We start from the raw sequence: 26,359 nt of genomic DNA on the forward strand, positions 1-26,359 counted from the left end.
GTAAGGCAGTAGGGGAATAGGGCAATATGCCGACTGTCGCACCGCGTTGGGAACAGTAGCGGGTGAAGGGAGAGGCAAGACAAGGCAACGGCATACTGCCCTATTGCCTTACTCCCCTATTCCCCTATTTCACCACTTCCGGCTGCTGCACCACCACCCGATCCGTCTTGTCTTCCTTCGGGCGCTCGGCCGGCAACTGGTCGCCGGTGACGATGTAATAGATGGTCTCGGCGATGTTGGTGGCGTGGTCGCCGATGCGCTCGATGTTCTTGGCGCAGAACAGGAGATGCGTGCAGGAGGTGATGTTGCGCGGATCCTCCATCATGTAGGTGAGGAGTTCGCGGAACAGCGACGTGTACATGGCGTCGATCTGTTCGTCGCGGTCGCGCACGATGCCGATCTTTTCGACCGAACGCGAGGCATAGACGTCGAGCACGTCCTTGAGCTGGATCAAAGCAAGATTGGCCAGCGCCTCCAGCCCGCGATAGAGGCTGGTGGCCTCGCGGCCATCCGTTACCGACATCACCCGCTTGGCAACGTTCTTGCCGAGATCACCGACCCGTTCCAGGTCGGCGGAGATGCGGATGGCGCCGACGATCTCGCGCAGGTCGGTTGCCATCGGCTGGCGCCGCGCAATGATGAGGATGGCCTTGTCATCGATCTCGCGCTGGCCTTCGTCGAGCACGATGTCGTCGCGGATCACCTTCTGGGCCAGATCCTGGTCGGCGCTGACGAGGGCCGCCACCGCCTGTTCGACCATACGCTCCGCGTGACCGCCCATGGCGGCAATACGCTTGGCCAGGAACTTCAGTTCCTCGTCATAAGCGCTGACAATGTGCACGGACTGCATGGGCGCGGCCTTCTGGAATCATGCGGCGATTCGCATGTCAATTGACTGCTGATACGCCAGCCATGTGACAGTAAGACGAAACGCTTTTCCTAGACATAATATGCGTTTCCGCCGAAATCTAGTTTGCTGGCAAATGAACAGTGAATGCAGCCCCGTTTCCCAGTTCCGAACGGATCGACATGCGCGCGTGATGGCGGGTCAGGATGTGCTTGACGATGGAAAGACCGAGGCCGGTTCCCTTCTGGGCGCGGCTGGTCTCGACATCGACACGGTAGAAGCGCTCGGTGATGCGGGGAATATGTTCCTCCGCGATGCCGGGGCCGAAATCCCGGATGGTGACATCGACAGTCGGCTCGGGGCCAGCTTGGCTGCGTGCCACGCTCACCGCGACGCGGCCGCCGGCCTGGCCATATTTGCAGGCGTTCTCCAAAAGGTTCTCGAACACCTGGAACAGCTCGTCACGGTCGCCCGGAACATCGAGCGGTCCTTCGGCGAAATCGCGCTCGACGACGAGGTTGCTGTCGCGGGCCAGGGGGCTGAGGGAATCGATGACGCTCTCCAGCGTCTGGCGCAGGTCGACCCGCGCGCCTGATTTGAGATAGGGTTTCATCTCCAGCCGCGACAACGACAGCAGATCGTCGATCAGCCGAGCCATGCGGCTGGTCTGGTTCTGCATGATCTGCAGGAACTGTTCGCGCGCGGCGGCATCGTTGCGGGCCGGTCCCCGCAAGGTCTCGATGAAGCCGGCGATCGAGGCGAGCGGCGTGCGCAGCTCGTGGCTGGCATTGGCGATGAAGTCGGCACGCATGCGGTCGATGCGACGTGCCTCGCTCTGGTCCTTGAAGACCAGAACGAACAGTTCGGTGCCGTGGCCAACGGAGGAGGCGCTGACCCGGTAGACTCGCTCGACAGGAAGCTTCTCGAGGTAATCGAGCGCGTCGGAGGCGACCCTGCCCGAGACAACGCTGTCGAGCAGCGCCTGCATCTCCGGCGCCCGGAATTTCAGCGGCAGCGACAGGCCGGGCGACATGCCGCCGAAAGCGACAAAGGCGGCGGCATTGGCATGCACGACCGTGGTGTTGCGGTCGAAGATGATGAGCGGATCGGCGACGGCCGCGGCAAGGTATTCGCCGGAAAGGCGCTGCAGGCCCGCGGCATCCACTTCCCCCGCCTTCTCGGCGATGCGGACCGCGCGAGGCTTGGCGCTAAAAAGCGCCGCAAACAGAAGCAGGACGGCCAACGGCAAGGCCCAGGCCCGGCCCGGCCCGAAGCCATAGGCGACCAGCACGGCGGCAAGACCCGCCAGGAGATACCAGCGCGCCTCCCACAGCCTGACCGGCAAGCTCGTCCCGGAACGGCGATCCTCACCCGTAACGTCGCTCATATGCACTCCAATCCATCCGGGCGGCCTACCGCAATTTCAGGAAAAGTGTGTGACGTTTTTCCGTCCGGAATTGCGTAACAAAGAATAGAGCGTTTCGGCGTTTTCGTGAAAAACGGAAACGCTCTCGTGCCAACTTCCCGCTGGACCCCTTTACTGGCTCCCCATAGCATGAGTTTGAAAGTTGGAGAGGTTCGTATCGATGAAAAAAGACAAGCCCGCCGTCCCGGTTGCCGGCATTCCGATCCCGGAACCGTTGAGGATCCTGGTCAACGGCAAGGAACGCATCTTCGACATCGATGCGCCGGAGCTGCCGGTATGGATCGAAGAGAACAAGCTGTCGGCGGGCGGCTATCCGTATGACAAGAAACTGAAGAGCGAGGAATATGACGAAACGCTGGAGCAATTGCAGATCGAGCTGGTGAAGGCGCAGGCGTGGCTGCAGGCGACGGGCCACAGGGTGATGGCGCTGTTCGAAGGACGCGACGCCGCCGGCAAGGGCGGCACGATCTTCGCGCTGCACCAGTTCCTCAACCCGCGCAGTGCCCACAACGTGGCATTGACCAAGCCGACCGAAACCGAAATCGGACAATGGTACTTCCAGCGCTACGTCAACCATTTCCCCACAGCCGGCGCGCTCGTTTCATTCGACCGCTCCTGGTACAACCGCGCCGGCGTCGAGCCGGTGATGGGTTTCTGCACGCCCGAGCAGCACGAGAACTTCCTCGACGAGGTGCCGCATTTCGAAAAGATGATCGTCAATGACGGCATCCATTTCTTCAAGATCTGGCTCGACATCGGCCGCGAGACGCAGCTCTCACGGTTCCATGACCGCCGCCACAGCCCGCTGAAGAACTGGAAATTCTCGCCCATCGACATCGCCGGCCTGAACAAATGGGATGACTACACCAGGGCCCGCGACGAGATGGTCAAGCGCACGCACTCCAAACACGCGCCCTGGATCATCGTGCGCGCCAACGACAAGCGCCGCGCACGCCTCGCCGTCATCCGCCGCATCCTGCTCACCCTGCCCTATGAAGGCCGCGACCTCGATGTCATCGGCAAGGAAGACAAGAAGATCATCGGGGAAGGGTTGGGGTTTGTGAAGAAGTAGGATTAGGGCAATAGGGGATTAAGGCAGTAAGGGAATAGGACACCGTGCGCATGTGCTGTGCCCTCACGCTCCACTGCCTTACTGCCTTAATTCCCTACTGCCCTTAATAGGAGTTCCAAGTTGACATTGCGCTGTCTCGCCTTGGCTTTTTTGGCGATGCTGGCTTTCGGCCCGGCCGCACATGCAGCCGAGCCGCAGCCGCCGATGCTTTGGGACGGCAATGAGCGGCTGCCCAAGCCCGACCTTGCGCAACTGCCGCGACTGCGCTTCCTGACCACCACCGATTTTCCGCCGTTCAACTTCCTGGACAGCGCCGGAAAGCTTTCGGGCTTCCACGTCGATCTTGCGCGGGCCATCTGCGCCGAGCTTGCCATTGCCGACAAATGCCAGATCCAGGCGCTGCCCTGGGCGGAGCTCGACGGCGCGCTGGCCAAGGACGAAGGCGAAGCGATCATGGCCGGCGTTGCGGTGACGCCGGAGAACCGGGAGAAATACGCCTTCTCGCGCTCCTACCTGCAGTTTCCGGCACGCTTCATCATGCCGAAGGCCAAGGCGGCGAGCGAACCGCTTTATGAGAAGCTCAAGGGCAAGCGCGTCGGCGTCGTGGCAAGCTCGGCGCATGAACGCATGTTGCGCGACGACTTCCCGATGGTGACGACGGCTCCCTATCCGACCGAGGAGGCCCTGTTCGCCGACGTCAAGGCCGGCAAGGTCGATGCCGCCTTTGGCGACGGGATGCGCTTCGGCTTCTGGCTGGCTGGGACGGATGCGGCCGACTGCTGCCGCTTCGCCGGCGGACCTTATCTCGCGCCGGAATATCTCGGCACCGGCCTGGCGATCGCGGTCAAGCCGGACAACAAGGATCTCACCGCCGCGCTCGACTACGCGCTGCAGCAGATCGCGCTGAAGGGCACCTTCGCCGAACTCTATTTGCGCTATTTCCCGGTGAGCTTCTACTGATCGATCGGAGCGTTGGATCGGGCTCCGATCGATATCCTCAGCCATCATTTCCAGGCACGGATTATCCGCCGGACGACACCCAGCTTCTGACGACTTTGCCACCGGCATCGAGCCCAATGCTCCACCGGAACAGGCGATTCTCGTGTTCGACGTGAAAAACGTCGTCGCCTGCATCGGTGACACCGACAAATCGGATGAACTTGATACCGCCCTTCGTGCGGATCAGCTGCTGGAGACTGCTCAGTTGCTCGCGCGTGGCTTGAGCCAACTCGTCTCCCATTTCGTCATAATTCGGATGGCCCGACACGATGCCGTCGATGAGGCGGCGTAGCGCATCCTCCGATCCGGCCTGTGGTCTGTTTTCCTTGATACGCTCCTCGAGTGCGGCAACCGCACGATCCGCGACCGCCTTGTCGATGCGTTTCCAGGGCATCTCAAGGCCGTTCTGGTGGAGGATCAGTTCGGTCACGCGGCCACCGGCATCCTTCACAAAGCTGATCTGGGCCTGGACGACGGTGGCGAAAAATTTCGTTTCGTTTTCCGGGTATATCTCCACCGGACCCTGGCCGGTGATCTGGGAAAGGTATCGTCCGCCCTCGCGATAAATCTTGAACAGAATGCCGGGATGCTGCTCGTAATATCCTGCGAATTCATCGAACCGCCTGGGGTCGAAGGGGATGGCGACCCGTGGAACGGCCTGTTCTGCCAGCTTTCGGCCGCGCTCATCGACCGGAACCTCCGGTTCGGTGATATTGCCATTGCGCGATGGCTCGCGCTCACCCTGCAGTTTGGCCGACAGGGTGTTCCAGTCGGCGAATCCAAACATCTTCGAAACCAGTTCCAGGCTTTCGCCATGGCTTATGGCGATTGCCTTTGACCCCAAAGCGCCCCGCAGGGTCTGGGCCATGGATTTTGCATCGTGATAGTCACGCATGGAGACGTCCTTTGCATGAGCGAACCAAGGTCGTCAGGTGGTTGCGTTGCTGACTTGGTCGCTCGGGCAAAGGAAATGCCACTGAGGCGCGATACGTTCACCGTACCCTGGCGGGTGCAACCAGCAGGTCGTATCAACCTTCACTCAAGCTGAGCCGTGGCGGCCGCTGTGTCAAGCCATCGAGGCTTACGTCAGCATACGATGCCTTGCCTTGGCCGAACGCTCGATGGCCGCGACCGTCAGCGTGTCGAGGTCGAGCGCGCGGCGGATGAGTTGCAGCACACGCACTTCCTCCATTCGCATTTCGAGATCGACGGCGGCGACCTCGAAGGCAGCCGCATAGGCGGTGTCATGGAGCCGTTCCGGCAAAGCCTTGGCCGCCTTGGCGAGCACGCCGTCCAGCCCATCCTTCTCATGCAGCAACTTCTGGCATTTCTGCGCGATCGCAACGAGCTTGCCGCGGTTGAAGTCCTCGAAGACCGGCCATGAGGAGACCACGTCGCCGATGCGCGCCAATTCCACGTCGGTCATGTCGCGGTCGGAAGCCGAGGTGATCACCATCAGGTGGATCAGGGCTTCGTGCGGGTTGAGGCCTGGCATCGTGTCTCCGTTTGGTTCGCCATTGGACAGGTTGAAGCTAAGAGCGAAGCAGGGCCGCAACAAGGAGAGATGCCGGAAATCGTCGATGCTGCGCGCTGAGGACAGATCAGGCTCGACGGATCATCAGGAAGGCCAGCACGGCGAGCGCGCCGGCCATGACGGCTATGGCAAGCGATGGGACGACACCGATCCGGATCATACCGAACGCCAGCGCGAAGGGCGCGGTTGCCGAAACGACCAGTCGCGCCGAGTTCACCTTGCCTTGCAACCTGCCATAGCCCTCGCTGCCGAACAGATGAAGCGGCAGCGTGCCCGACACGATGCTGAGCAGCCCATTGCCCAGGCCGAACAGGATGGCGAATGCCATGGCACCGGCGACCGATGGCGCGGTCCAAGCCAGCACCGCCACGCCAATCGGCATCAATGTGGCGGCTATCACCGCCAATATCACCGGCGACAGGTTGCGGCCGAACCCCATATTGATGAGGCGGCTTACCACCTGCGAGGGTCCGAACAACGTTCCGATGAGTGCCGCCGAAGCCCCGAGGCCAAGGCCTGAGAGCAACGGCACCATGTGCACCAGAATGGCAGAGCCGACCAGCGATTGCAGGGCAAAGCCGGTGACCATCAAGGCAAAGCCGATCCGTTTCCTGTCATCCGGCAATTGTCCCACGACAGGCGCCGGCATCGCCGAAGCCATGGCCCGGCTGCGGGCCAGACCGGTGGACAACCACCCATGCAATGGCAAGCAGACGACCAGATTGAGCGCGGCAAAGACCAGATAGACCTGTTGCCATGTCAGCACCTGGTGCAGCGCCGTCGTTATCGGCCAGAATACGGTGGAGGCAAACCCGCCGATCAAGGTGAGATAGGTGATGCTGCGCGCCGCCACCTGCGGGCGCAATTGCACCAGAAGCGCAAACGCCGCACCATACTGGACGAGGTTCGAAGCCAGTTCCAAGGCAATCAATGCCGCCACAAAGACGCCACCGTTGGGAGCCGCAGCGCAGGCCGCAAGTGCTGCCGCGGCCAGCAATGAGCCGGCCGACATCATGCGCCCGGCGCCATATTGGTCGATCAGGCGACCGAACCAGGGGGCGGCGAAACCGCCAGCCAGAAGCGCGGCCGACAGCGCACCGAACACCCACTCCCTGGACCAGCCAAGGTCGCGGGCCATATCCGGCGCCAGAATGCTGAAGCTGTAATACAGCGTGCCATAGGCGATGATCTGCGTGACGCCGAGCGCCACCACAGCAGCGAACGGCGTCCGCGCAGTCGTCATTGCGAGGACAGGCCGACGCGCTGGCCCAGCTTCCGGGCGCTTTCCTTGCGTTCGCTGTAGCGATCGGTCAGATGGTCGGTGACGCCGCGGGTAAGGAGCGTGAACTTCATCAATTCTTCCATCACATCGACGACGCGATCATAGAAGGAGGAGGGCTTCATGCGCCCGGCTTCGTCGAATTCCTGCCACGCCTTGGCGACCGAGGACTGGTTGGGGATGGTGACCATGCGCATCCAGCGGCCAAGGACGCGCATCTGGTTGAGGGCATTGAAGGACTGCGAGCCTCCGGATACCTGCATCAGGGCAAGGGTCCGCCCCTGTGTCGGACGTATCGCGCCACCGGGCAGAGGGATCCAGTCAATCTGCGCCTTCATCACCGCACTCATCGCGCCATGCCGCTCCGGGCTGGTCCACACCTGCCCTTCCGACCAGAGCATGGCCTCGCGCAGTTCCTGCACCTTCGGATGATCGGCAAAGGCATCGTCCGGCAAGGGTAGGCCATTGGCGTGATAGACATGCGTTTCCGCTCCCATGGCATCGAGCAGCCGCTGCGCTTCGAAGGTAAGGAACCGGCTGTAGGAGCGGTCGCGCAGCGAGCCGTAAAGCAGCAGGATGCGCGGCTTGTGCGCCGGAAAGGCCTCCCTCAAGGCGTCTGGCCGCGGCAGACGGAAGGAGTCGCGGTCAAGACCGGGCAGATCCATCGTCAGCGCGGCTTCCGTTCGTAGGCGACATGTTCGCCGTCTTCCTTGGTGAAGGCGGCAACGGGGTTGTCGAGCAGATCGAGCACCGCCTCCGATGGGCGACAAAGCACTGTGCCCTTCGGCGTCTCGACGATCGGCCGGTTGATGAGGATCGGGTGCGTCAGCATGAAGTCGATCAGCTCATCGTCCGACCATTTCGGATCGCCCAGGCCGAGCTCGCCATAGGGCGTGCCTTTCTCGCGCAGCAACTGGCGCGGCGTGATCTTCATTGAGGCGAGCAGCTCGACCAGCCTTTCGCGCGACGGTGGGTGGGCCAGGTATTCGAGGATGACCGGCTTCTCGCCGCTGGCCTCGATCATCGCCAGCGTGTTGCGGGACGTACCGCAGTCCGGATTGTGATAGATGGTGACCGTCATTGCACTCTTTCCGTTTCGATGGTGCGCGCGACTTTCAAACCGCGTTCGTACCAGCCTTTGCTGCGGTTCACGATCCAGACGACCGAGAGCATCACCGGCACCTCGACCAGCACGCCGACGACGGTGGCGAGCGCCGCCCCGGAGTTGAAGCCGAACAGGCTGATGGCGGCGGCAACCGCCAGCTCGAAGAAGTTGGAAGCGCCGATCAGCGCCGAGGGACCGGCCACGCAATGCTGCTCGCCGCTGACGCGGTTGAGCAGATAGGCGAGCCCGGCATTGAAATAGACCTGGATCAGGATCGGTACGGCCAGCAGCGCGATGACCAGCGGCTGCGCTATGATCTGCTCGCCCTGGAAGCCGAACAACAAAACCAGCGTTGCCAAAAGCGCTGCCAGCGACAGAGGCTGCAGCGTCTTCAGCAGGCGCTCCAGGGACGGCTGGCCGCCGGATGCCAGAAGCTGGCGGCGCACCAGCTGGGCGACGATCACCGGAATGACGATGTAGAGAACGACGGAAAGTACCAGCGTGCCCCACGGCACGGTGATGGCCGAAAGGCCGAGCAACAGGCCGACGATCGGCGCAAAGGCGACGACCATGATGGCGTCGTTCAAGGCAACCTGGGACAGCGTGAAATGCGGCTCGCCCCGGGTCAGGTTCGACCAGACGAAGACCATGGCCGTGCAGGGCGCGGCCGCCAGGATGATCAGGCCGGCAATGTAGGAATCGATCTGACCGACCGGTAGATAGGGCCGGAACAGCCAGCCGATGAACAGCCAGCCCAACAGCGCCATCGAGAACGGCTTGACGGCCCAGTTGATGAACAGCGTAACCCCGATGCCGCGCCAGTGGCGGCCGACTTCCCCAAGTGCCGCGAAATCGATCTTGAGCAGCATCGGCACGACCATCAGCCAGATCAGCGCCGCCACCGGCAGATTGACCCTGGCGATCTCGGCCGCGCCGACGAATTGGAACAGGCCGGGGAAGAGGTGGCCGAGCAGGACGCCGGCGACGATGCACAGGCCGACCCACAGGGTCAGGTAACGTTCGAATGTTGTCATCGGTCAGGGTCTTCTCATTGAACGATGTCTTTGGCTGGCGCGCAGCAAGACGCTGCGGTGACGACAGGCGCACAGACCTCCGGATGACCCGCACAGCAATCCTCCATGAGGAAGCGGATCAGGCCGCTCAATGCATCATATTCGGCGCTGTAGATGATCGAGCGGGCATCGCGCCGGGCCGTGGCCAATCCCGCCCGCTCGAGTTCCTTCAGATGAAAAGACACGTTGGAAGCCGACACTTCGGCCTTCCCGGCGATGGCTCCGGCGGCAATGCCGTCGGGACCAGCAACCACCAGCATGCGCAGGATGCGCAGCCTGGTTTCCTGCGACAAGGCTCCGAATGCCGCGAGGGCTTGACGTTCATCCATATTTCAATAATCCTAAAAATATCAAAATGAGGATTAGCGCAGATGAACGCTCTTGGCAACGTCGATGTTTCGGCGCCGGCAATCGCAGACGACATCACGATCGGTGACTTGCTGGAGGCGCTTGGCGGTCATCCGTCCAGCCGCCTCACCTTCCGCTATGGCGGTCGGCCGCTGCGCAAGGGCTATCATGTGACCGAAGTGAAGGCCGGGAACTTCGCCGGCCTCGACTGCGGCGCCAATCCGGAAGCCTGGACGGAAATCTTCGTGCAGCTCTGGGATGTCGACGACGCGCCGGAGCAGATGACGGTCGGGAAGTTCGCCGCCATCATCGGCAAGGTCGCCGACCACCTTTCACTCGACCGCAGCGCCCGGCTGACCTTCGAGGTGAGCGACGGAATCCAGCCGATGCAGTTGCACCGCGCAGCCACCCCTTCGATGGTCGCCGATGAGATCGTCGTCGAGCTGTCGCCACGACCGGCAAGCTGCAAGCCACGCGACCGCTGGTTGGCGGAACAGCAGGCGATGAGTTCCTGCTGCGGGCCGACAAGCTCGCAATGCTGCGGGTAACCGGATTGGACACCCGCACCGCTGGGTGCAGCCACTGTCTCCTAGCGGGAAAAGGGAGGTTACGTCGCCCCAGCCCAGGAAAATGCCCGAAATCGTTGACGACCTGGTGCGTCACGGAGCCCCTTGCGCATGATCTTGGTCCGAAAAGTCTTCAACTTTGCGGGATCATGCTCTAGAGCAGGCCGTCCGGCACCGTGGCCGGGCTTTGTTTCAGGGCATCCGTTATGGCCATATCCAATTCGATCGATCTCAATCCCGAACTCCTTGCCGCCGCAGTCGAGAGCAAAGCATGGCCGTTCGAGGAAGCCAAAAAGATCGTCGAACGCTACAAAGGCCGCGAGTTCCCGGAGACCGTGCTGTTCGAGACAGGCTACGGCCCGTCCGGCCTGCCGCATATCGGCACCTTCGGCGAGGTGGCGCGCACGACCATGGTGCGCCATGCCTTCCATGTGCTGACCAGGGGCGAGGTGAAGACCAAGCTGCTCTGCTTCTCCGACGACATGGACGGCATGCGCAAGATCCCGGAAAACGTGCCGGACCGCGCTGCGCTCGAACCATACCTTCAGATGCCGCTCACTGTCGTGCCGAACCCGTTCGGCGGCGACTACAAGAGCTTCGGCGACCACAACAACACGATGCTGCGGCGTTTCCTCGACACGTTCGGCTTCGACTATGAGTTCGCCAGCGCGACGGAGTATTACAAGGCCGGCCGCTTCGACGAGATGCTGCTGCGCGCCGCCGAGAAGTACGACGCCATCATGAAGGTGATGCTGCCGACGCTGGGCGAAGAACGTCAGGCGACCTATAGCCCCTTCCTGCCGATCTCGCCGAAGAGCGGCCGCGTGCTCTACGTGCCGATGAAGCATGTCGACGCCAAGGCCGGCACCATCACCTTCGACGACGAGGACGGCACCGAGACGACGCTGCCAGTGACCGGCGGCGCGGTGAAGATGCAGTGGAAGCCGGATTTCGGAATGCGCTGGGCAGCGCTTGGCGTCGATTTCGAGATGTTCGGCAAGGACCACCAGACCAATGCAGTGGTCTACGACAAGATCTGCAACATCCTCGGCGGCCGCGCGCCGGAGCATTTCGTCTACGAACTGTTCCTCGACGAGAACGGCCAGAAGATCTCGAAGTCGAAGGGCAACGGCCTGACCATCGACGAGTGGCTGACCTTCGCGCCGACCGAGAGCCTCGGCCTCTACATGTATCAGCGGCCAAGGCAGGCCAAGAAGCTCTATTTCGACGTCATCCCGAAGGCGGTGGACGAATATTATTCCTTCCTCTCGGCGTATCCGCGCCAGGAGTGGAAGGAGCGGCTCGGCAATCCGGTCTGGCACATGCATGATGGCAACCCGCCGGCCATCGACCTGCCGGTGTCGTTCGCGCTGCTGCTCAATCTGGTCAGCGCCTCGAACGCCCAGAACAAGGATGTGCTGTGGGGTTTCATCTCGCGCCACGCTCAGGGTGTGACGCCGGCCACGCATCCCGAACTCGACAAGCTGACCGGCTACGCGATCCGCTATTTCGACGATTTCGTGAAGCCGACCAAGGTCTATCGGGCCCCCGACGACGTCGAGCGCGAGGCGCTGACCAAGCTTTCGGATACGCTGGCTGCGCTGCCTGCCGGCGCCAATGGCGAGGCGATCCAGAACAGCGCGCTCAACGTCGCGCGCAAGATCGAGCGCTATCAGGACCACAGCAAGCAGAGCCCGGAAGGCGGCCCCGGCGTGTCGGTGGCCTTCTTCCAGATGATCTACCAGGTGCTGATCGGCCAGGAACGTGGCCCGCGCTTCGGCTCGTTTGCCGAACTCTACGGCATAGCCGAAACGCGCGCGCTCATTGCCCAGGCGCTGGAGGGAAAGCTCGCAGCGTAGGGTCGCCACCGGGAACCTGGCCCGGTCCAGTTGGCGGCTGATTGTTGATCGCCGGCGGGGCAACCAGGCCGGAACTGTCGATGATGGAACTCGGCACCGCTGCGGGTGCCGAGACCGGTGGCGGTGCCGGCGGCAGGCCGGTCATTTCCGGCGCCTTGCCGAAAATGCCCTTCTTCTCCGTCTTCGCCTTTTCGCCTGCTTCCACGTAAGGACCGCCGGCAACGGGCCGCGCCCAGCCGTTGGAAACCAGCCACTGGCCGACATCGACCTTGCCGATGCGGCAGGAAGCCGAGATCAGGTCCCGCCCGCCCTCGGGCGGCACGACGCAGTTGACGGCGCGATGGCCGACGAAGGCGCGGAAAGCCGAGCGGGCGCGTATGCCGCAGGGCCATGATTTGCCGGCCTCATCGGTACAGGTCTCGTTCTCCGGCGTGATATCGACGCCCGAGACGGCAACCGAATAGCCCTTGGCCTCGATGCGGCCGGCAGCGGGCGCCACCGGCTGGTAGAGCGGCGTGCCTTTCCATTTGTCCGGCATGGCGAGCTTCTTCGGCTGTGCCTGCGAAAGCTTGCTCAGCGGCGCGCGCGGTTCGATGCGCTGCAAGGCGGTCGGATCGCTCGGAGGCGCCGCCATCATCGGATCGATCGTCCGCGACGCGGCCTGCGCCTGTTGCTGGATGGCTTGCAGTTGATCGGTTTGCTGGGGTGCGGCCTGCGACGGGTCCGGCTGCGCGGCGGTTTGGCCCGACTGCTGCGGCTCTGGCGGAAGCGGGGCATCATTGCCGGCCGGCTCGTCGACAGCCGGAGGATCGCCCAGCATGTCCAGCGTCGGCACGTCTTCGTCGGATATCTCGACCTTGCTGCCTTCCGTGGCGATGCGGCCTCCCGCAACGATGGCCGCGGCGGAAGCACCGAGCACCAGCACGGCAAGCACTGCGGGAAGCGGTCTCACGCCGCCATCCTACTGGCTTGCCCAGACGATGCGGGCCACCCATTCCACTTCCATCATCGGCAGATCGCGGTTGGGATGGTCCGGATTGAGCGAGAGCAGCGAGATGGTGCGTGCCGTCTGGCGCTCCAGCACCTTGGCCATGACTTCGCCGGAACCGGTCTTGACGACGACGCGGTCGCCCCGGCGCACGGTGGCACCCGGTTCCACGATCAAAACATCGCCATTGCGGTAAAGCGGTAGCATCGAATCGCCCTGGACCTTCAAGGCGTAAGCCGTATCGGTGGATTGCGCCGGCAATTCGACCAGATCCCAGCCTTGCCCGACAGGGAAGCCGGCATCGTCGAAATAACCACCGGCGCCGGCCTGCGCGAAACCGACCAGTGGCACCCCAGTACCTGAACCGCGTGGACGCGCCTGCCTGTCCTGGATCAGTCCCATGAATTCATCCAGCGTCGCGCCCGTCGCCTCCATGATCTTGGCCAGCGATTCGGTCGATGGCCAGCGCGGGCGTCCGTCGGACGACTGCCGCTTCGACTTGTTGAAGGCCGTGGAGTCGAGGCCGGCGCGCCTGGCGAGCCCGGAGGCCGACAGCGAATAGCGCTCCGCCAGGGCATCTATCGCGGCCCAGACACGATCATGCGAGAGCACGGCTCGCTCCCTTCGAACAGGAAAAAATACCTTTCCGAGTTCTAACCTTGGCTCCCCGTGCTGTCCAGACGCAAGCCGCCTTTATGGACAGACAAGCACTCCCTCGTCAGCTCCGTAAACCGAAGACATCTGGATGGCATGGCCGGTTTGCAGCCGTATCCCGCATTGACAATTTTTTTTGTCAATGCTAATCTGCAGTGATGATCGAAGTGGAAGTCATCGAAACCGCTGTTGTGGCCACAACCGCCCTAGATCCGATCCGATCCCGGCTTCTGGCGGAACTCACGCAGCCCGCCTCCGCGGCAACTCTGGCTGTACGGGTGGGTCTCACACGTCAGAAGGTGAACTATCACCTTCGCGCACTGGAGGAGCACAAACTGGTTGTTCCGGTCGAGGAACGGCAGTGGGGTGGGCTTACCGAGCGGCTGGTGATCGCGACCGCTTCGTCTTATCTCATTTCCCCGGCAGCACTGGGGTCGATTGGAGCCGATCCTTCACGGAATCAGGATCGGCTTTCGGCCGGCTACCTCATCGCGCTCGCGGGGCGTGCCATCCGCGAAGTCGGAGATTTGTGGCGCAGAGCCCAAGGTAAGGGGAAGCGGCTTGCCACCCTGTCGATCGACACAACCATCCATTTCCGATCACCCGCCGATCGCGCCGCCTTCGCAGCCGATCTGACCAACACGGTCGCCGCGCTGGCGGCTCGCTATCACGACGACACGGCACCCGGAGGACGACCGCACCGGCTTGTGGTGGCGGCCTATCCCGCTCCCAGCGACGCCTGAAAGGAAGTTCGATGCCGATCAAGAAGGACGAAACGGGCAAGCGCTGGGTCGAGATGGAGTTGAGCGTGCCCGGCACGCCTGAGCAGGTATGGCAGGCGATCGCAACTGGTCCCGGCTATACGGCCTGGTTCACTCCGGCGACCATCGACGAGCGCGTCGGCGGTGCACTCCGTTTCGACATGGGCGAGAATGGCGAATCCACTGGAGAGGTGACCCTATGGGAACCTCCCTTCCAGTTCGGCTATGTCGAACGCGACTGGGCCGAGGGCGCGCCACCTCTTGCAACAGAAATCACGGTGACGGCCAGATCGGGAAACCGCTGCGTCGTGCGCATGGTCCATTCGTTGTTCGCTTCGACTGACGACTGGGACGACCAGATCGAAGGCTTCGAGAGCGGCTGGCCCGGTTTCTTCGAGGTCTTGCGTCTTTACCTCTCGCTCTTCGCCGGCAAGAAAGCAGCTGTGTCCGCCACCATGGCGAGTGTGAAAGCGCCCCAACTTGATGTCTGGAAGCGTCTGGTTGATAGCCTTGGTCTAGCAGGCGCCGATGCCGGCGAGACAAGGACGGCTCCGCGAACGCCAGAGCAACTGTCGGGCGTTGTCGAGCGCGTGCAACAGAGCGACAAGGAGCGTTACGTGCTCCTGCGCCTGACACAACCATCGCCCGGTATCGCGTTGATCGGAACCTATGGGTTCGGAGATGCCACCCACGCCGGCATAACCTTGTATTTGTATGGTGACGACGCCGAGCAACGCGTCGTGGTGGGCGCACGGAGATGGAAAGATTGGCTCCGCGCTACCGTCGGGCAGACTCCGCATTGAAAAGAATCGGGCAGTAAGGCAGCAGGGCAATTTACTGCCCCCATTCCCCTATTGCCTCGCTAACTGCCCTTCGCCGCCGCGCGCAACCCCTGGTGCGAAGCCATGAAGGCTCTCTCGGCTTCGGTCGGTGCACGCGGAGAAGCGTCATAGCCGAGCGCGTGCACCAGTTCCTGGATGTCGACGAAATGCCGGGCCTTGCGGTCATAGACGCCGGCGGTTGTCTTCATGAGCGCGGCGGTCTCGCCATTCTCCAGCACGAAACGATGGCTGCCCAGCACCTGGGTGCCGTCCCAGGTCTCGATCGAGGACAGCACCTGGAAACTGCGCCACAGCTTGATCTCGCGCACATAAACCGTCTGCAGCCCGCCCAGCATCGGCGCCCAGCCGCGTTTGCGGGCCAGCGCGATCAGCCCGGCACGGATGAAGATGTCGATGCGGCCGAGATCGGCCAGCATCATGTAGCGCGCATTGTTGAGATGGATGTTGAAGTCGATGTCGGTCGGCAGGCAGCGGAACGTGAGCCGGCTTTCATCTCCGACGCGGTAGGCACCGCGCGACTTCGCCGTTAGCGCCATGCGCGCAAAACGTGCCCAGACATACATGCTGTTACTTCCTTCCTTCTCCCCGTTCATGGGGAGAAGGTGGCCCGAAGGTCGGATGAGGGGCAGCTCCAACAATCGCAAAGCAGGTGCTGCCCCTCACCTGCCTGCCGGCATCCTCTCCCCGTAAACGGGGCGAGGAACGCTGTTCCGGCTTACGCCGCTGCCTTGACCTCGCCCTTCGCATAGGGGTCGAAGCGCTGGTAGAAGGTCTCGCCCTTCTCGGCCATGTCGAGAAGCAGCTTCGGCGCCTTGAACTGCGCGCCGTACTTCTTCTGCAGGCCCTTGGCGATCTTCACGAACGCCTTGGCGCCGATGCCGTCGATGTAGGACAGCGCACCGCCCGTATAAGGAGCGAAGCCGAACGCCAGGATCGAGCCGACATCCGCTTCGCGCGGGTCGGTGACGATGCCTTCTTCCATGACGCGTGCCGCTTCGAGCGCGATGGTGACCAGCAGGCGCTGCTGCACCTCCTCATAGTCGACCTTGTCGGGATCGAGCTGCGGATAGAGGTCCTTCAGGCCCGGCCACAGCTTCTTCTTGGCCGGCTTCGGCGGATAATCGTAGAAGCCCTTGGCATTCTTGCGGCCGAGACGCTCGTGCTTGTCGACGAGTGTGTTGATCAGCGCGAACTGGTCCTTGTCGACGGCCTTCTCGCCGAGGTCGCGGATGGTCTGCTTCATGATCTTCTGGGCGAGGTCAATGGCCGTCTCGTCGGTCAGAGCGAGCGGGCCGACCGGCATGCCGGCTGCCTTGGCGGCGTTCTCGATCATCGGTGCCGGGATGCCTTCGATCAGCATCTGGAAGGCTTCCGACATGTAGCGCAGCACGCAGCGGTTGACGTAGAAGCCGCGCGTGTCGTTGACGACGATCGGCGTCTTCTTGATGGCGCGCACATAGTCGATCGCGGTGGCGATCGCCTTGTCGCCGGTCTTCTTGCCGAGGATGATCTCGACCAGCATCATCTTGTCGACCGGCGAGAAGAAGTGCAGGCCGATGAAGTTCTTCGGCCGCGACGCGTTCTTGGCCAGCGCGGTGATCGGGATGGTCGAAGTGTTGGAAGCGAAGATCGCCGACGACTTCAGCACGGCCTCGGCCTTCTCGGTGGCGGCCTTCTTGACTTCCGAATCCTCGAACACCGCTTCGATGACGAGATCGCAGCCGTTGAGATCGGCATAGTCGGCCGTCGGCGTGATCAGCGACAGCAGCTTTTCCTTCTCCTCAGGCTTGGCGCGGCCCTTCTTGACCTGCTCGGAGATCAGAGCATCGGAATGCGCCTTGCCCTTTTCGGCAGACGGCATATCGCGGTCGAGCAGGACGACCGGAATGCCGGCCTTGGCCGTGACATAGGCGATACCGGCGCCCATGAAGCCGGCGCCCAGCACGCCGATCTTCTTGAACTTCGCATCCGGCACGCCCTCGGGACGGCGCGCGCCCTTGTTGAGCTCCTGCAGCGATACGAACAGCGAGCGGATCATCGCCGCCGCTTCCTTGCTCTGCAGGATCTCGGTGAAATAGCGGGTCTCGATCTTCAGCGCGGTGTCGAAAGGCACCAGCAGGCCTTCATAGACGCATTTCAGGATCGCCATGGCGGCCGGATAGTTGCCATAGGTCTCGCGGCGCAGGATGGCGATGGCCGGCGGCCACAGGTTCGCGCCGGCAACCGAATAGACCGGGCCGCCCGGCAGCTTGAAACCCTTCTCGTCCCAGGGGGCCACCGGCTTCAGGCCGTTCCTGATCATCGCCTTGGCGGTCTCGACCAGCTTGGCCGGCTCGGCGATCTCGTGCACCAGCCCCATGGCCTTGGCCTTCTGCGCGGTCAGGTTCCTGCCGGAGGTTAGCATCTCCAGCGCGCCTTGCGTGTCGGTCAGCCTCGGCACACGCTGCGTGCCGCCGGCGCCTGGGAAGATGCCGACCTTCACCTCAGGCAACGCCATCTTGACCTTGTCGGAATCGGCGGCGACGCGGCCATGGCAGGCCAGCGACATCTCGAAGGCGCCGCCCATGCATGTGCCGTTTATGGCCGACACCCACGGCTTGCCGCAGGTTTCCAACTTGCGGAACAGGCCGGTCATGAAGCCGACATTCGTGAACAGCGTCTGGGTGGCCTTTTCCTGGTCCTTCACCTTTTCCTTGGCGAAGAGGCCCAGCATCTGCTGCAGCATGGTCAGGTCGGCGCCGCCGGAGAAGCTGTCCTTGCCCGAAGTGATGACCGCGCCCTTGACCGCGGCGTCGGCCACGACCTGGTCGATGATGGCGTTGAGTTCACGCATCACCTCTTCGGTGAACACGTTCATGGAACGGCCCGGCATGTCCCAGGTGACGAGCGCGATGCCGTCGCCGTCGATATCGACCGAAAAGTTCTTGTAGCTCATTGGAGTACCCTCCTTGAAATCTGTTTTCGTCCACGCATGAGCGCGACGGTGAAGCTGCATCTCTCTCCCCGTTCACGGGGAGAGATGTCCGGCAGGACAGTGAGGGGCGGCACGAACCTTCAAAGGCGGGCTCTGCCCCTCATCCGACCCTTCGGGGCACCTTCTCCCCGTGAACGGGGAGAAGGAAGCGGTGCTACACCCGCTCGATGATCGTGGCGGTGCCCATGCCGGCGCCGATGCACAGCGTCACCAGGGCGGTGTTGAGGTTGCGGCGCTCGAGCTCGTCGAGCACGGTGCCGAACACCATGGCGCCGGTAGCGCCGAGCGGATGGCCCATGGCAATGGCGCCGCCATTGACGTTGATCTTGTCGTGCGGGATGTCGAAGGCCTGCATGTAGCGCAGCACGACGGAGGCGAAGGCCTCGTTCAGTTCGAACAGGTCGATGTCCGACAGCTTCATCTTGGCGCGCTTCAACAGCTTCTCGGTGACGTCGACCGGGCCGGTCAGCATGATCGCAGGCTCGGAGCCGATGTTGGCGAAGGCGCGGATGCGGGCGCGCGGCTTGAGACCCATCGCCTTGCCGCCCTTCTTGGAGCCGAGCAGCACGGCGGCGGCGCCATCGACGATGCCCGACGAATTGCCGGCATGGTGGACGTGATTGACCTCTTCCAGCTCCGGATAACGCTGCACGGCGACCGCGTCGAAGCCGCCCATTTCGCCGGGCATGACGAAGGACGGGTTGAGCGAAGCCAGCGACTGCATGTCGGTCGTTGGCCGCATGTGCTCGTCATGGTCGAGGATGGTGAGGCCGTTCTGGTCCTTGATCGGCACGACCGAGTTCTTGAAATAGCCCTTCTGCCAGGCACTGGCGGCGCGCTTCTGGCTCTCCACCGCATAGGCGTCGACGTCGTCGCGCGAGAAGCCGTGCTTGGTGGCGATGAGGTCTGCCGAGATGCCTTGCGGCACGAACCAGCCCGGGAAGCCGACCGAAGGATCCATGAACCAGGCGCCGCCCGAGGCGCCCATGCCGACGCGGCTCATCGATTCGACGCCACCGGCGATGACGATGTCGTCAGCGCCCTGCGCGATCTTGGCCGCACCCAGGTTGATGGCGTCGAGGCCGCTGGCGCAGAAACGCGACAGCTGCATGCCCGGCGCCTTGGTGTTGTAGCCGGCCTCGAAGGCGGCGGCGCGCGGGATCACCGAACCGGCCTCGCCGACGGGGTCGACGCAGCCGAAGATGATGTCGTCGACCGCGCCGGTGTCGAGCTCGTTGCGGTCGCGCAGCGCTTCCAGCACCTTGGCGCCAAGACGCACCGCCGGCACCTCGTGCAGGGATCCGTCCTTCTTGCCCCTGCCGCGCGGCGTGCGCACGGCGTCATAGACATAAGCGTCGGCCATATTCGTGCTCCTTGCTATTTGGACCGGCTGCTCAGAGCGAGCGGCCGATCAACATCTTCATGATCTCGTTGGTGCCGCCATAGATGCGCTGCACGCGGGCATCGCGGTACATGCGGGCGATCGGGTATTCGTTCATGTAGCCATAGCCACCATGCAGCTGCAGGCATTCGTCGACGACCTTACACTGCAGGTCGGAGAGCCAATACTTGGCCATCGAGGCGGTGACCGGATCGAGCCCGCCATTGAGATGACGCTTGACGCAGTCATTGTAGAAGACGCGGCCGATGGTGGCCTCGGTCTTCAGCTCGGCCAGCTTGAACTGGGTGTTCTGGAATTCCACCACCGCCTTGCCGAACGCCTTGCGGTCCTTGACGTAGTCGACGGTGATGGCGAGCGCGCGCTCGATCATGCCGATGGCCTGGGCGCCGATCAGCAGGCGCTCCTGCGGCAATTGCTGCATCAGCTGCACGAAGCCCTGGCCTTCTTCATGGCCAAGCAGGTTGGCGGTCGGAACACGCACGTCGTTGAAGAAGAGTTCCGAGGTATCGTTGGCCTTGAGGCCGATCTTGTCGAGATTGCGGCCGCGCGTGAAACCCTCGACCTCGTCGGTCTCGACGACGATCAGCGAGGTGCCCTTGGCACCCTTGGTCGGATCGGTCTTGGTGACGACGATGATGAGATTGGCGTTCTGGCCATTGGTGATGAAGGTCTTGGAACCATTGATCCTGTACTGGTTGCCGTCCTTCTCGGCCCGCGTCTTGATGCCCTGCAGGTCGGAGCCGGCGCCGGGCTCAGTCATGGCGATGGCGCCGATCAGCTCGCCGGTCGCCATCTTCGGCAGCCACTTCTTCTTCTGCTCTTCCGAGCCGTAATGCAGGATGTAAGGGGCAACGATGGCGTTGTGCAGCGCGATGCCGAAGCCGTCGACACCGACATGGCCGAGCGCCTCGGCGATCACGCTTTCATGCGCGTAGGTGCCACCGGAGCCGCCATATTCTTCCGGCATCGAGGCGCAGAGCAGGCCGGCGGCACCGGCCTTTTCCCAGGCGGAACGGTCGACGATCTCGTTCTTCTCGTATTCGTCGTAGTGCGGCGCGATCTCTTCCGAGAGGAAGCGGGTCGACATGTCGTAGAGCATGGCAACTTCGTCGCCAGCCCAGCCGGCTCTCGGCAAGGACAGGATGTCGGCGGGGTTGGTGGTCATCGAGTGGCTCCTTCGTTCCCCTCGAGGGGAACGTAGTCGACTGTAGCGCTATGCCCCCCTCTCCGTCTCGGCTTCGCCGAGCCACCTCTCCCCCATTTCATGGGGGCGAGGAACCCAAGCTGGAAAAGCGCCGGCGTGGCAACCGCGGTTCCTCGCCCCTGCCGAAGGCGGGGGAGAGGTGGCTCGGCGAAGCCGAGACGGAGAGGGGGCCTTAGCACCATATCCGATTACCCTACCCTAACCGAAAGCCTCCGGCGTCCACCATCAGAACGCGTCGGCCGACAGCGCCATCATGGAATCGGCGCCGGACGAGATGCGGGCGAGATGCGCCGCCGTCTCCGGCATGATGCGATCCATGTAGTAGCGGGCCGTGACCAGCTTGTTGTCATAGAAAGATGACGAACCGTTGGCGCCTTCGGCAAGCCTGGCCTGCGCGACCTTGGCCATCTGGCCCCACATGTAGCCGAGCGTGACGAGGCCGAAGAGATGCAGGTAATCGGTGGAAGCCGCACCGGCGTTGTCGGGGTTCTTCATGCCGTTCTGCATCAGCCACATGGTGGCGGCCTGCAGGTCGTTGAGGCCCTTCTTCAACGCCTTGGTGAAGGGCGTCAGCTTCTCGTCGGCGCGGTTTTCCTCGCAGAACTCGCCGACTTCCTTGAAGAAGGCCTGGATGGCGCGACCGCCATTGGCGCCGAGCTTGCGGCCGACGAGGTCGAGTGCCTGAATGCCGTTGGCGCCTTCATAGATCATGGCGATGCGGGCATCGCGCACGAACTGGCTCATGCCGTGCTCTTCGATATAGCCATGGCCGCCGAAGACCTGCTGCGCCATCACGGCATGCTCGAACCCCTTGTCGGTGAGCACGCCCTTCACCACCGGCGTCATCAGGCCCATATAATCGTCGGCTGCCTGGCGATCGGCCTCGTCGCCCGAGCGGTGGGCGATGTCGGACTTCAGCGCCGTCCACAGCGTGAACGCGCGACCTGCCTCGTTGAAGGCGCGCATGGTCATCAGGTTGCGGCGGATGTCCGGGTGCACGATGATCGGATCGGCTTTCTTGTCGGGCGACTTGGCACCCGAGATCGAACGGCCCTGCAGACGCTCCTTGGCGTAGGCGACGGCGTTCTGGTAGGCGACCTCCGACTGCGCCAGGCCCTGCAGGCCGACGCCGAGACGCGCCTCGTTCATCATCGTGAACATAGCACGCAGGCCGCCATTGGCCTCGCCGAGCAGGACGCCTTCCGCCTCGTCATAATTCATGACGCAGGTGGAATTGCCGTGGATGCCCATCTTCTCCTCGATCGAGCCGCAGGACAGCGTGTTGCGCTCGCCCGGATTGCCGTCGGCATCGAGCTTGAGCTTGGGCACGATGAACAGTGAGATGCCCTTCACGCCTTCCGGCGCGCCCTCGATACGGGCGAGCACCAGATGGATGATGTTGTCGGACATGTCGTGCTCGCCGGCCGAGATGAAGATCTTCTGGCCGGAAATCTTGTAGGTGCCGTCGCCGTTCGGCATCGCCTTGGTGCGCAGCAGGCCGAGATCGGTGCCGCAGTGCGGCTCCGTCAGGTTCATCGTGCCGGTCCACACGCCTTCGATCAGCTTCGGCGCGAAGGTGGTTTTCTGCTCTTCGGTGCCGTGGGTGAGGATAGCGGCGATCGCGCCCTGGGTGAGGCCGGGATACATCAGCAGCGCGAGGTTGGCCGAGACCATGTATTCGGCGACCGCCGTGTGCACGGCGTAAGGCAGGCCCTGGCCGCCATATTCGGCCGGTGCGGCAAGGCCCATCCAGCCGCCTTCGCAATATTGGCGATAGGCTTCCTTGAAACCTTTCGGCGTCGTCACCGAGCCGTCATCGTGACGCACGCAGCCTTCCATGTCGCCGACGCGGTTGGTCGGCTGGATGACGTTTTCCGCCAGTTTGGCGCCTTCGGCGAGAATGGCTTCGAGCACATCGGGGGACGCATCGGCAAAGCCGGGAAGATTGCTGTACCGCTCATAGCCGAGCACCTCGTTGAGCACGAACAACGTATCGCGGACAGGCGCCTGATAGATCGGCATTGCGTCTTCCTCCACAAAAACAACGCGACGAGGCCCGCACCAAAACGGCTTTCGGGCCGACTGTAGAATCTGGATAGCAAATATTGACGTTTGCGTAAACGTCAATTTACGCGAGTGGTCACTTTTTTGGGAAGGTTTCGTGGGAAGGTTGGAGAGATCCGATCGTCTGGCAGAGTCTCACGACAGTTGTCGCCTGTCGATCCCGCCTATACGAGCTTGCACCTTCAGCGTTCCGGAATGGATCCCGACACTCTCCGCTCCCTCCGGTCGCTCCGAGGTCGAGGATGACGAACGTAAAGAGCGTCTCGGCCAATCTCCGACGTTGGTGATAACGCAGGCGTTCGTGGTTAGCGCTGGGCAACGGAAAGCTCGTCATCCTCGACCTCGTAGGGAGCGAAGCGACCGAAGAGTGTCGGGGATCCATTCCGGAACGCTGACAAATGGCCCAGGCGCCCAGTTCCGGTAAGTCGCTGCGAAAAATACGACGGCTCTCTTCTGACAGTCCAGCCGGCAGCCCCAAAACGAAAAAACGCGCCGCCGGAGCGACGCGCCTTCTCGTTGCGTGGGCATGGGACAGGCGCGAACGCCTGCCGGGTTCAGTTCGCGGCAGCCGAGGTCGCAGCCGCACGTTCCGCGACCATCTGGCGGACGGAATTTATCGCGCCGCTCAGCTCGTTGATGGCGTCGTCGATCAGGGCGCGCTGCTTCTGCAGACGCACGAGCTGTTTTTCCGACTTTTCCAGCGCCAGGCGCAGTTGCTTGGTGTTGGTGCCGGTCGGATCGTAGAGGTCCATCATCTGCTTGACCTCGCGCAGCGAGAAGCCGACCTTGCGGCCGAGCAGGATGAGCTTGAGGCGCACGCGGTCGCGATGCGTGTAGAGACGGGTCGCACCGTCGCGCTCGGGCTTCAGCAGGCCCTTGTCTTCATAGAAACGCAGCGTGCGCAGCGTCACGCCGTATTTCTTGGCCATTTCGCCGATCCGCACCAGCTCTTCGGCCGGCTCGTTCGACACAATGTTGGTGTTGCCGGCAACCCCGCCAGCGGTGTTCATCTGCACAGTCATCGACATTTCCCGTTGTGGGCCCCGGCTGTGGCACGCGGCGTTGCTGCCTGGCGTCGCCTGTGGCGGAGGGGGCCTGTTTCCAGGTTTCAACAAATCCGTAAGCGATATCGCACAACTTACGTTTACGTAAAGGATATACCGATATCGTTGGGGAAATGCAAGTAGGGTGCCGTAACGCCATGCCCTGGCATTTCCGGAACCGGCTTTTCATCAACGAATCCTGAAGCTTCTTAAGCTTGGTTAACGGGTTGTTTACCACGTTGGGCGAAAGGTGCGGCTGTCGGTCCGTGTCCATCCTGTCTCGCTTTTCACACGGGTTTCATCGAGGCGCGGGCCTGTCCGGGAACTAACCTTCCCTTGGCCAAGGCCGCCTTCGGACCCGACGGGGTGGTTTGGGGAATCGCTGGCCAAGGCCAGCCAATTGCGAAAACGGGCGCTCGATGAACAACAAGCGGTCCTATCTCGATAATCTGAATGCCGGGCGGCAACGCCGGGGCTATGCCTCGCTGGAAGAACTCAACCGGTCGATGGAAGAGCTGGAGCAGCGGCTCGGACGCAACCGCGAAGAGCCTTCGCGCTACGAAGAGCCTCGCTATGGCCGCAGCCAGCCTTACGCGGAACGCCCTTCTTACGATGCCCCACGCTACGCCCAGCGCCCCTACGAGGATCAGCGCCCACGCGAGCGCGATCATGAAGGCGCCCGCGGCCATCAACGCCCTTACGAAGAGCCTCGCCCCTACCGCCAGCGTACCGCAACCGAGCGGCCCTATCAGTCGATCGCCCGCGACATCGAACGCATGCGCGGCCAGGAAGACGGGGTCGCGATGGTGAGCAAGATCGCCGGCGAGTTGCGCGGCCTGCGCGAAGAATTGCGCCAGCAGATGAGCTCCGGCCTGCAGCGCGAGTTCCAGGCCCTGCGCAAAGATATCCAGCGCGTCGCGCAGGAAGCCCCCTCTTCCCGCGACAGCGCCGAACTCGGCCTCGAATTCGAACGCCTGTCGGGCGCCATCCGGGGCCTGGCGGAAAAGAGCGACGACAAGAGCGTCAATCTTCTAAGGCTCGAATTGGAGCAGGTCAGGAACGCGATGGACACGCTGGCGCGCGAGGAAAGCGTGCAGGCCGTGGACCGTCGCTGGCAGGAATTCGACCGCCGCTGGTCGGCCTTCGAGAACCGCTTCGACGACAGCGCCGGCAAGCGTGACGGCGTCGACGTCACCGCGCTTTCCGAACGGCTCGAGCAGATCGGTACTGCCGTCAACAAGCTCCCGGAATCGCTCTCGCTGCGCTCGCTGGAAGAAAAGGTTCGCACACTGGCCGGCGCCGTCGACCATTTTGTCAGCCAGCAGGGCCGCCGCGGCGGCGACGTCTATGGCATGATCGACGAGCGTCTGGACGAGATCTCGCGCGCCATCGTCGCCTCCACCGTCGCCGCCCAGTCGAGTGCTTTCGATCCGGCCCCGTTCGAGCGCATCGAACAGCGCATCGCAGCCCTTGCCAGCCAGATCGAGGAAGTGGCCGACGAGCGCCCGCGCGGCGAAGTGATGGATCATCTCTTCCACGGGCTGGAGCAGCGCTTCGAAGCGCTGTCGGGCATCATCGAACGTCGCCAGGAAGACGCGATGCAGCAGGGCAATATGCTGTTCCGCGACCTCGAGCGCCGGCTGGACGATGTCGCCGACCGCCTCGACCGCCGCGCGCCCGATGCCGACAATTCCGGCATCATGGATGCCATCGATGCCCGTTTCAGCGCGCTGGCGCAGCGCCTGGAGAACCGCGGCGTCGACAGCGCCGGCCAGGACGCAATCCGCAGCCTGGAAAGCCGGCTCGACGACATTTCGAGCCGTCTCGACTCGCGCTCGGTGCAGGCAGCCGGTATCGACCCCGACCTTCTGCGCAGCCTCGAAGCGCAGGTTTCCGGTCTCTCGGCACACCTGTCGCGCCCCGGCGCGCCGCTGCCCGAATTCGAAGACATCGGCCCGCGCATCGAGAAGATCGAGGAATCGATCGCAACCAACCGCGACACCATCCTGGAGACGGCAAGGCAGGCGGCGGAAAACGCCGTGCGCGCGCTCGGCCTGTCGAACAGCGACACGGTGACCGTCGCCGGACTGGCCGACGATCTGAAGACGCTGGAAGGCCTCACCCGCCGTTCCGACGAGCGCAACACCAAGACTTTTGAGGCCATCCACGACACGCTGCTCAAGATCGTCGATCGCCTCGGTTCCCTGGAAGGCGTCGCGCCGCTGGCAGCTCCCAAGATCAGCGTGCGTCCCAGTTTTCTGGTTCTGCCGATCTCGCAGACTATGCTTTCGGTCTCGGGTTGGGCGCCGCCGATAAAGG

Annotated in this window: 23 protein-coding genes and 1 pseudogene; 7 read left to right on the forward strand and 17 right to left on the reverse strand. The window is 63.0% G+C overall.

Annotation, left to right across the window (positions count from 1 at the left end):
- Positions 1–124 precede the first annotated feature (124 nt).
- The gene (phoU, locus tag AO692_RS03605; RefSeq protein ID WP_054308674.1) at positions 125–850 is read right to left on the reverse strand and encodes a phosphate signaling complex protein PhoU; all 726 of its coding nucleotides are present in this window, start codon (positions 848–850) and stop codon (positions 125–127) included.
- A gap of 118 nt (positions 851–968) precedes the next feature.
- Positions 969–2,234 carry an ATP-binding protein gene (locus AO692_RS03610; RefSeq protein ID WP_054308675.1) on the reverse strand — a complete coding sequence of 422 codons (1,266 nt, stop codon included), beginning with the start codon at positions 2,232–2,234 and terminating at the stop codon, positions 969–971.
- 199 nt (positions 2,235–2,433) lie between these two features.
- Between AO692_RS03610 and ppk2 the strand changes: the two genes are divergently transcribed.
- Both ppk2 and AO692_RS03620 read left to right on the forward strand, forming a co-directional pair.
- Positions 2,434–3,345: a polyphosphate kinase 2 gene (gene ppk2 / locus AO692_RS03615; RefSeq protein ID WP_054308676.1), complete on the forward strand. Its 912-nt coding sequence runs from the start codon at positions 2,434–2,436 to the stop codon at positions 3,343–3,345.
- Between the two features lie 156 nt (positions 3,346–3,501).
- A complete protein-coding gene (locus AO692_RS03620) occupies positions 3,502–4,305 on the forward strand; it encodes a transporter substrate-binding domain-containing protein (RefSeq protein WP_054308699.1) in 804 nt (267 codons plus the stop codon).
- Positions 4,306–4,366: 61 nt separating this feature from the next.
- On the opposite strand, the gene AO692_RS03625 is transcribed toward AO692_RS03620, so the two are convergent.
- The 7 genes from AO692_RS03625 to AO692_RS03655 form a co-directional block, all read right to left on the reverse strand.
- On the reverse strand, positions 4,367–5,239 hold the full coding sequence (locus AO692_RS03625) for a glyoxalase superfamily protein (RefSeq protein WP_054308677.1): 873 nt from the start codon (positions 5,237–5,239) through the stop codon (positions 4,367–4,369).
- 186 nt (positions 5,240–5,425) lie between these two features.
- Positions 5,426–5,839, reverse strand: a complete 414-nt coding sequence (locus tag AO692_RS03630; RefSeq protein WP_054308678.1) for a tellurite resistance TerB family protein — start codon at positions 5,837–5,839, stop codon at positions 5,426–5,428.
- Between the two features lie 106 nt (positions 5,840–5,945).
- Positions 5,946–7,121 (reverse strand): arsenite efflux MFS transporter ArsK, encoded by a 1,176-nt coding sequence (gene arsK, locus AO692_RS03635; RefSeq protein WP_054308679.1) that lies wholly within the window; start codon positions 7,119–7,121, stop codon positions 5,946–5,948.
- Positions 7,118–7,822 (reverse strand): arsenical resistance protein ArsH, encoded by a 705-nt coding sequence (arsH, locus tag AO692_RS03640; protein ID WP_054308680.1) that lies wholly within the window; start codon positions 7,820–7,822, stop codon positions 7,118–7,120. The genes arsK and arsH overlap by 4 nt, the downstream gene beginning before the upstream one ends.
- A gap of 2 nt (positions 7,823–7,824) precedes the next feature.
- Positions 7,825–8,238: an arsenate reductase (glutaredoxin) gene (gene arsC, locus AO692_RS03645; RefSeq protein ID WP_054308681.1), complete on the reverse strand. Its 414-nt coding sequence runs from the start codon at positions 8,236–8,238 to the stop codon at positions 7,825–7,827.
- A complete protein-coding gene (gene arsB / locus AO692_RS03650; protein WP_054308682.1) occupies positions 8,235–9,296 on the reverse strand; it encodes an ACR3 family arsenite efflux transporter in 1,062 nt (353 codons plus the stop codon). The genes arsC and arsB overlap by 4 nt, the downstream gene beginning before the upstream one ends.
- Before the next feature lie 14 nt (positions 9,297–9,310).
- Entirely contained in the window at positions 9,311–9,664 is a 354-nt protein-coding gene (locus tag AO692_RS03655) for a metalloregulator ArsR/SmtB family transcription factor (RefSeq protein WP_054308683.1), read from the reverse strand.
- Between the two features lie 42 nt (positions 9,665–9,706).
- On the opposite strand from AO692_RS03655, the gene AO692_RS03660 reads away from it, so the two are divergent.
- Positions 9,707–10,231, forward strand: coding sequence for a DUF6428 family protein (locus AO692_RS03660; RefSeq protein WP_054308684.1), 525 nt, complete (start codon positions 9,707–9,709; stop codon positions 10,229–10,231).
- A gap of 224 nt (positions 10,232–10,455) precedes the next feature.
- Complete coding sequence (locus tag AO692_RS03665; protein WP_054308685.1) at positions 10,456–12,108, forward strand: lysine--tRNA ligase; 1,653 nt, start codon at positions 10,456–10,458, stop codon at positions 12,106–12,108.
- Here AO692_RS03665 and AO692_RS03670 read toward each other — a convergent pair.
- Together AO692_RS03670 and AO692_RS03675 are read right to left on the reverse strand one after the other, a co-directional pair.
- Entirely contained in the window at positions 12,071–13,060 is a 990-nt protein-coding gene (locus tag AO692_RS03670; protein WP_200911702.1) for a thermonuclease family protein, read from the reverse strand. The genes AO692_RS03665 and AO692_RS03670 overlap by 38 nt on opposite strands.
- A 9-nt stretch (positions 13,061–13,069) precedes the next feature.
- Positions 13,070–13,708 (reverse strand): helix-turn-helix transcriptional regulator, encoded by a 639-nt coding sequence (locus AO692_RS03675; RefSeq protein ID WP_054308686.1) that lies wholly within the window; start codon positions 13,706–13,708, stop codon positions 13,070–13,072.
- 200 nt (positions 13,709–13,908) lie between these two features.
- Here AO692_RS03675 and AO692_RS03680 point away from each other — a divergent pair, with 200 nt between their 5' ends.
- Both AO692_RS03680 and AO692_RS03685 read left to right on the forward strand, forming a co-directional pair.
- Positions 13,909–14,493: a helix-turn-helix domain-containing protein gene (locus AO692_RS03680; RefSeq protein ID WP_054308687.1), complete on the forward strand. Its 585-nt coding sequence runs from the start codon at positions 13,909–13,911 to the stop codon at positions 14,491–14,493.
- An 11-nt stretch (positions 14,494–14,504) separates the two neighbouring features.
- Positions 14,505–15,314: an SRPBCC domain-containing protein gene (locus tag AO692_RS03685; RefSeq protein ID WP_054308688.1), complete on the forward strand. Its 810-nt coding sequence runs from the start codon at positions 14,505–14,507 to the stop codon at positions 15,312–15,314.
- Positions 15,315–15,373: 59 nt separating this feature from the next.
- Here AO692_RS03685 and AO692_RS03690 read toward each other — a convergent pair whose 3' ends face one another.
- The 6 genes from AO692_RS03690 to AO692_RS03715 all read right to left on the reverse strand — a co-directional run bounded on the left by AO692_RS03690 (position 15,374) and on the right by AO692_RS03715 (position 24,019).
- The gene (locus tag AO692_RS03690) at positions 15,374–15,916 is read right to left on the reverse strand and encodes a thioesterase family protein (protein WP_054308689.1); all 543 of its coding nucleotides are present in this window, start codon (positions 15,914–15,916) and stop codon (positions 15,374–15,376) included.
- 152 nt (positions 15,917–16,068) lie between these two features.
- Positions 16,069–18,288, reverse strand: coding sequence for a 3-hydroxyacyl-CoA dehydrogenase NAD-binding domain-containing protein (locus AO692_RS03695; protein WP_054308690.1), 2,220 nt, complete (start codon positions 18,286–18,288; stop codon positions 16,069–16,071).
- 193 nt (positions 18,289–18,481) lie between these two features.
- Positions 18,482–19,690 carry an acetyl-CoA C-acetyltransferase gene (locus AO692_RS03700; protein ID WP_054308691.1) on the reverse strand — a complete coding sequence of 403 codons (1,209 nt, stop codon included), beginning with the start codon at positions 19,688–19,690 and terminating at the stop codon, positions 18,482–18,484.
- A 31-nt stretch (positions 19,691–19,721) separates the two neighbouring features.
- Positions 19,722–20,894, reverse strand: a complete 1,173-nt coding sequence (locus AO692_RS03705; RefSeq protein WP_082407201.1) for an acyl-CoA dehydrogenase family protein — start codon at positions 20,892–20,894, stop codon at positions 19,722–19,724.
- A gap of 264 nt (positions 20,895–21,158) precedes the next feature.
- Complete coding sequence (locus AO692_RS03710; protein WP_054308692.1) at positions 21,159–22,955, reverse strand: acyl-CoA dehydrogenase C-terminal domain-containing protein; 1,797 nt, start codon at positions 22,953–22,955, stop codon at positions 21,159–21,161.
- A gap of 596 nt (positions 22,956–23,551) precedes the next feature.
- Positions 23,552–24,019 (reverse strand): MerR family DNA-binding transcriptional regulator, encoded by a 468-nt coding sequence (locus AO692_RS03715; protein ID WP_054308693.1) that lies wholly within the window; start codon positions 24,017–24,019, stop codon positions 23,552–23,554.
- A 440-nt stretch (positions 24,020–24,459) separates the two neighbouring features.
- Here AO692_RS03715 and AO692_RS03720 point away from each other — a divergent pair.
- Positions 24,460–26,359, forward strand: a pseudogene (locus AO692_RS03720) (imelysin family protein); the annotation flags it as partial.

Origin of the sequence: Mesorhizobium sp. 1M-11, assembly GCF_001303895.1 — a bacterium.
In the GTDB taxonomy this organism is placed as follows: Bacteria; Pseudomonadota; Alphaproteobacteria; order Rhizobiales; family Rhizobiaceae; genus Mesorhizobium.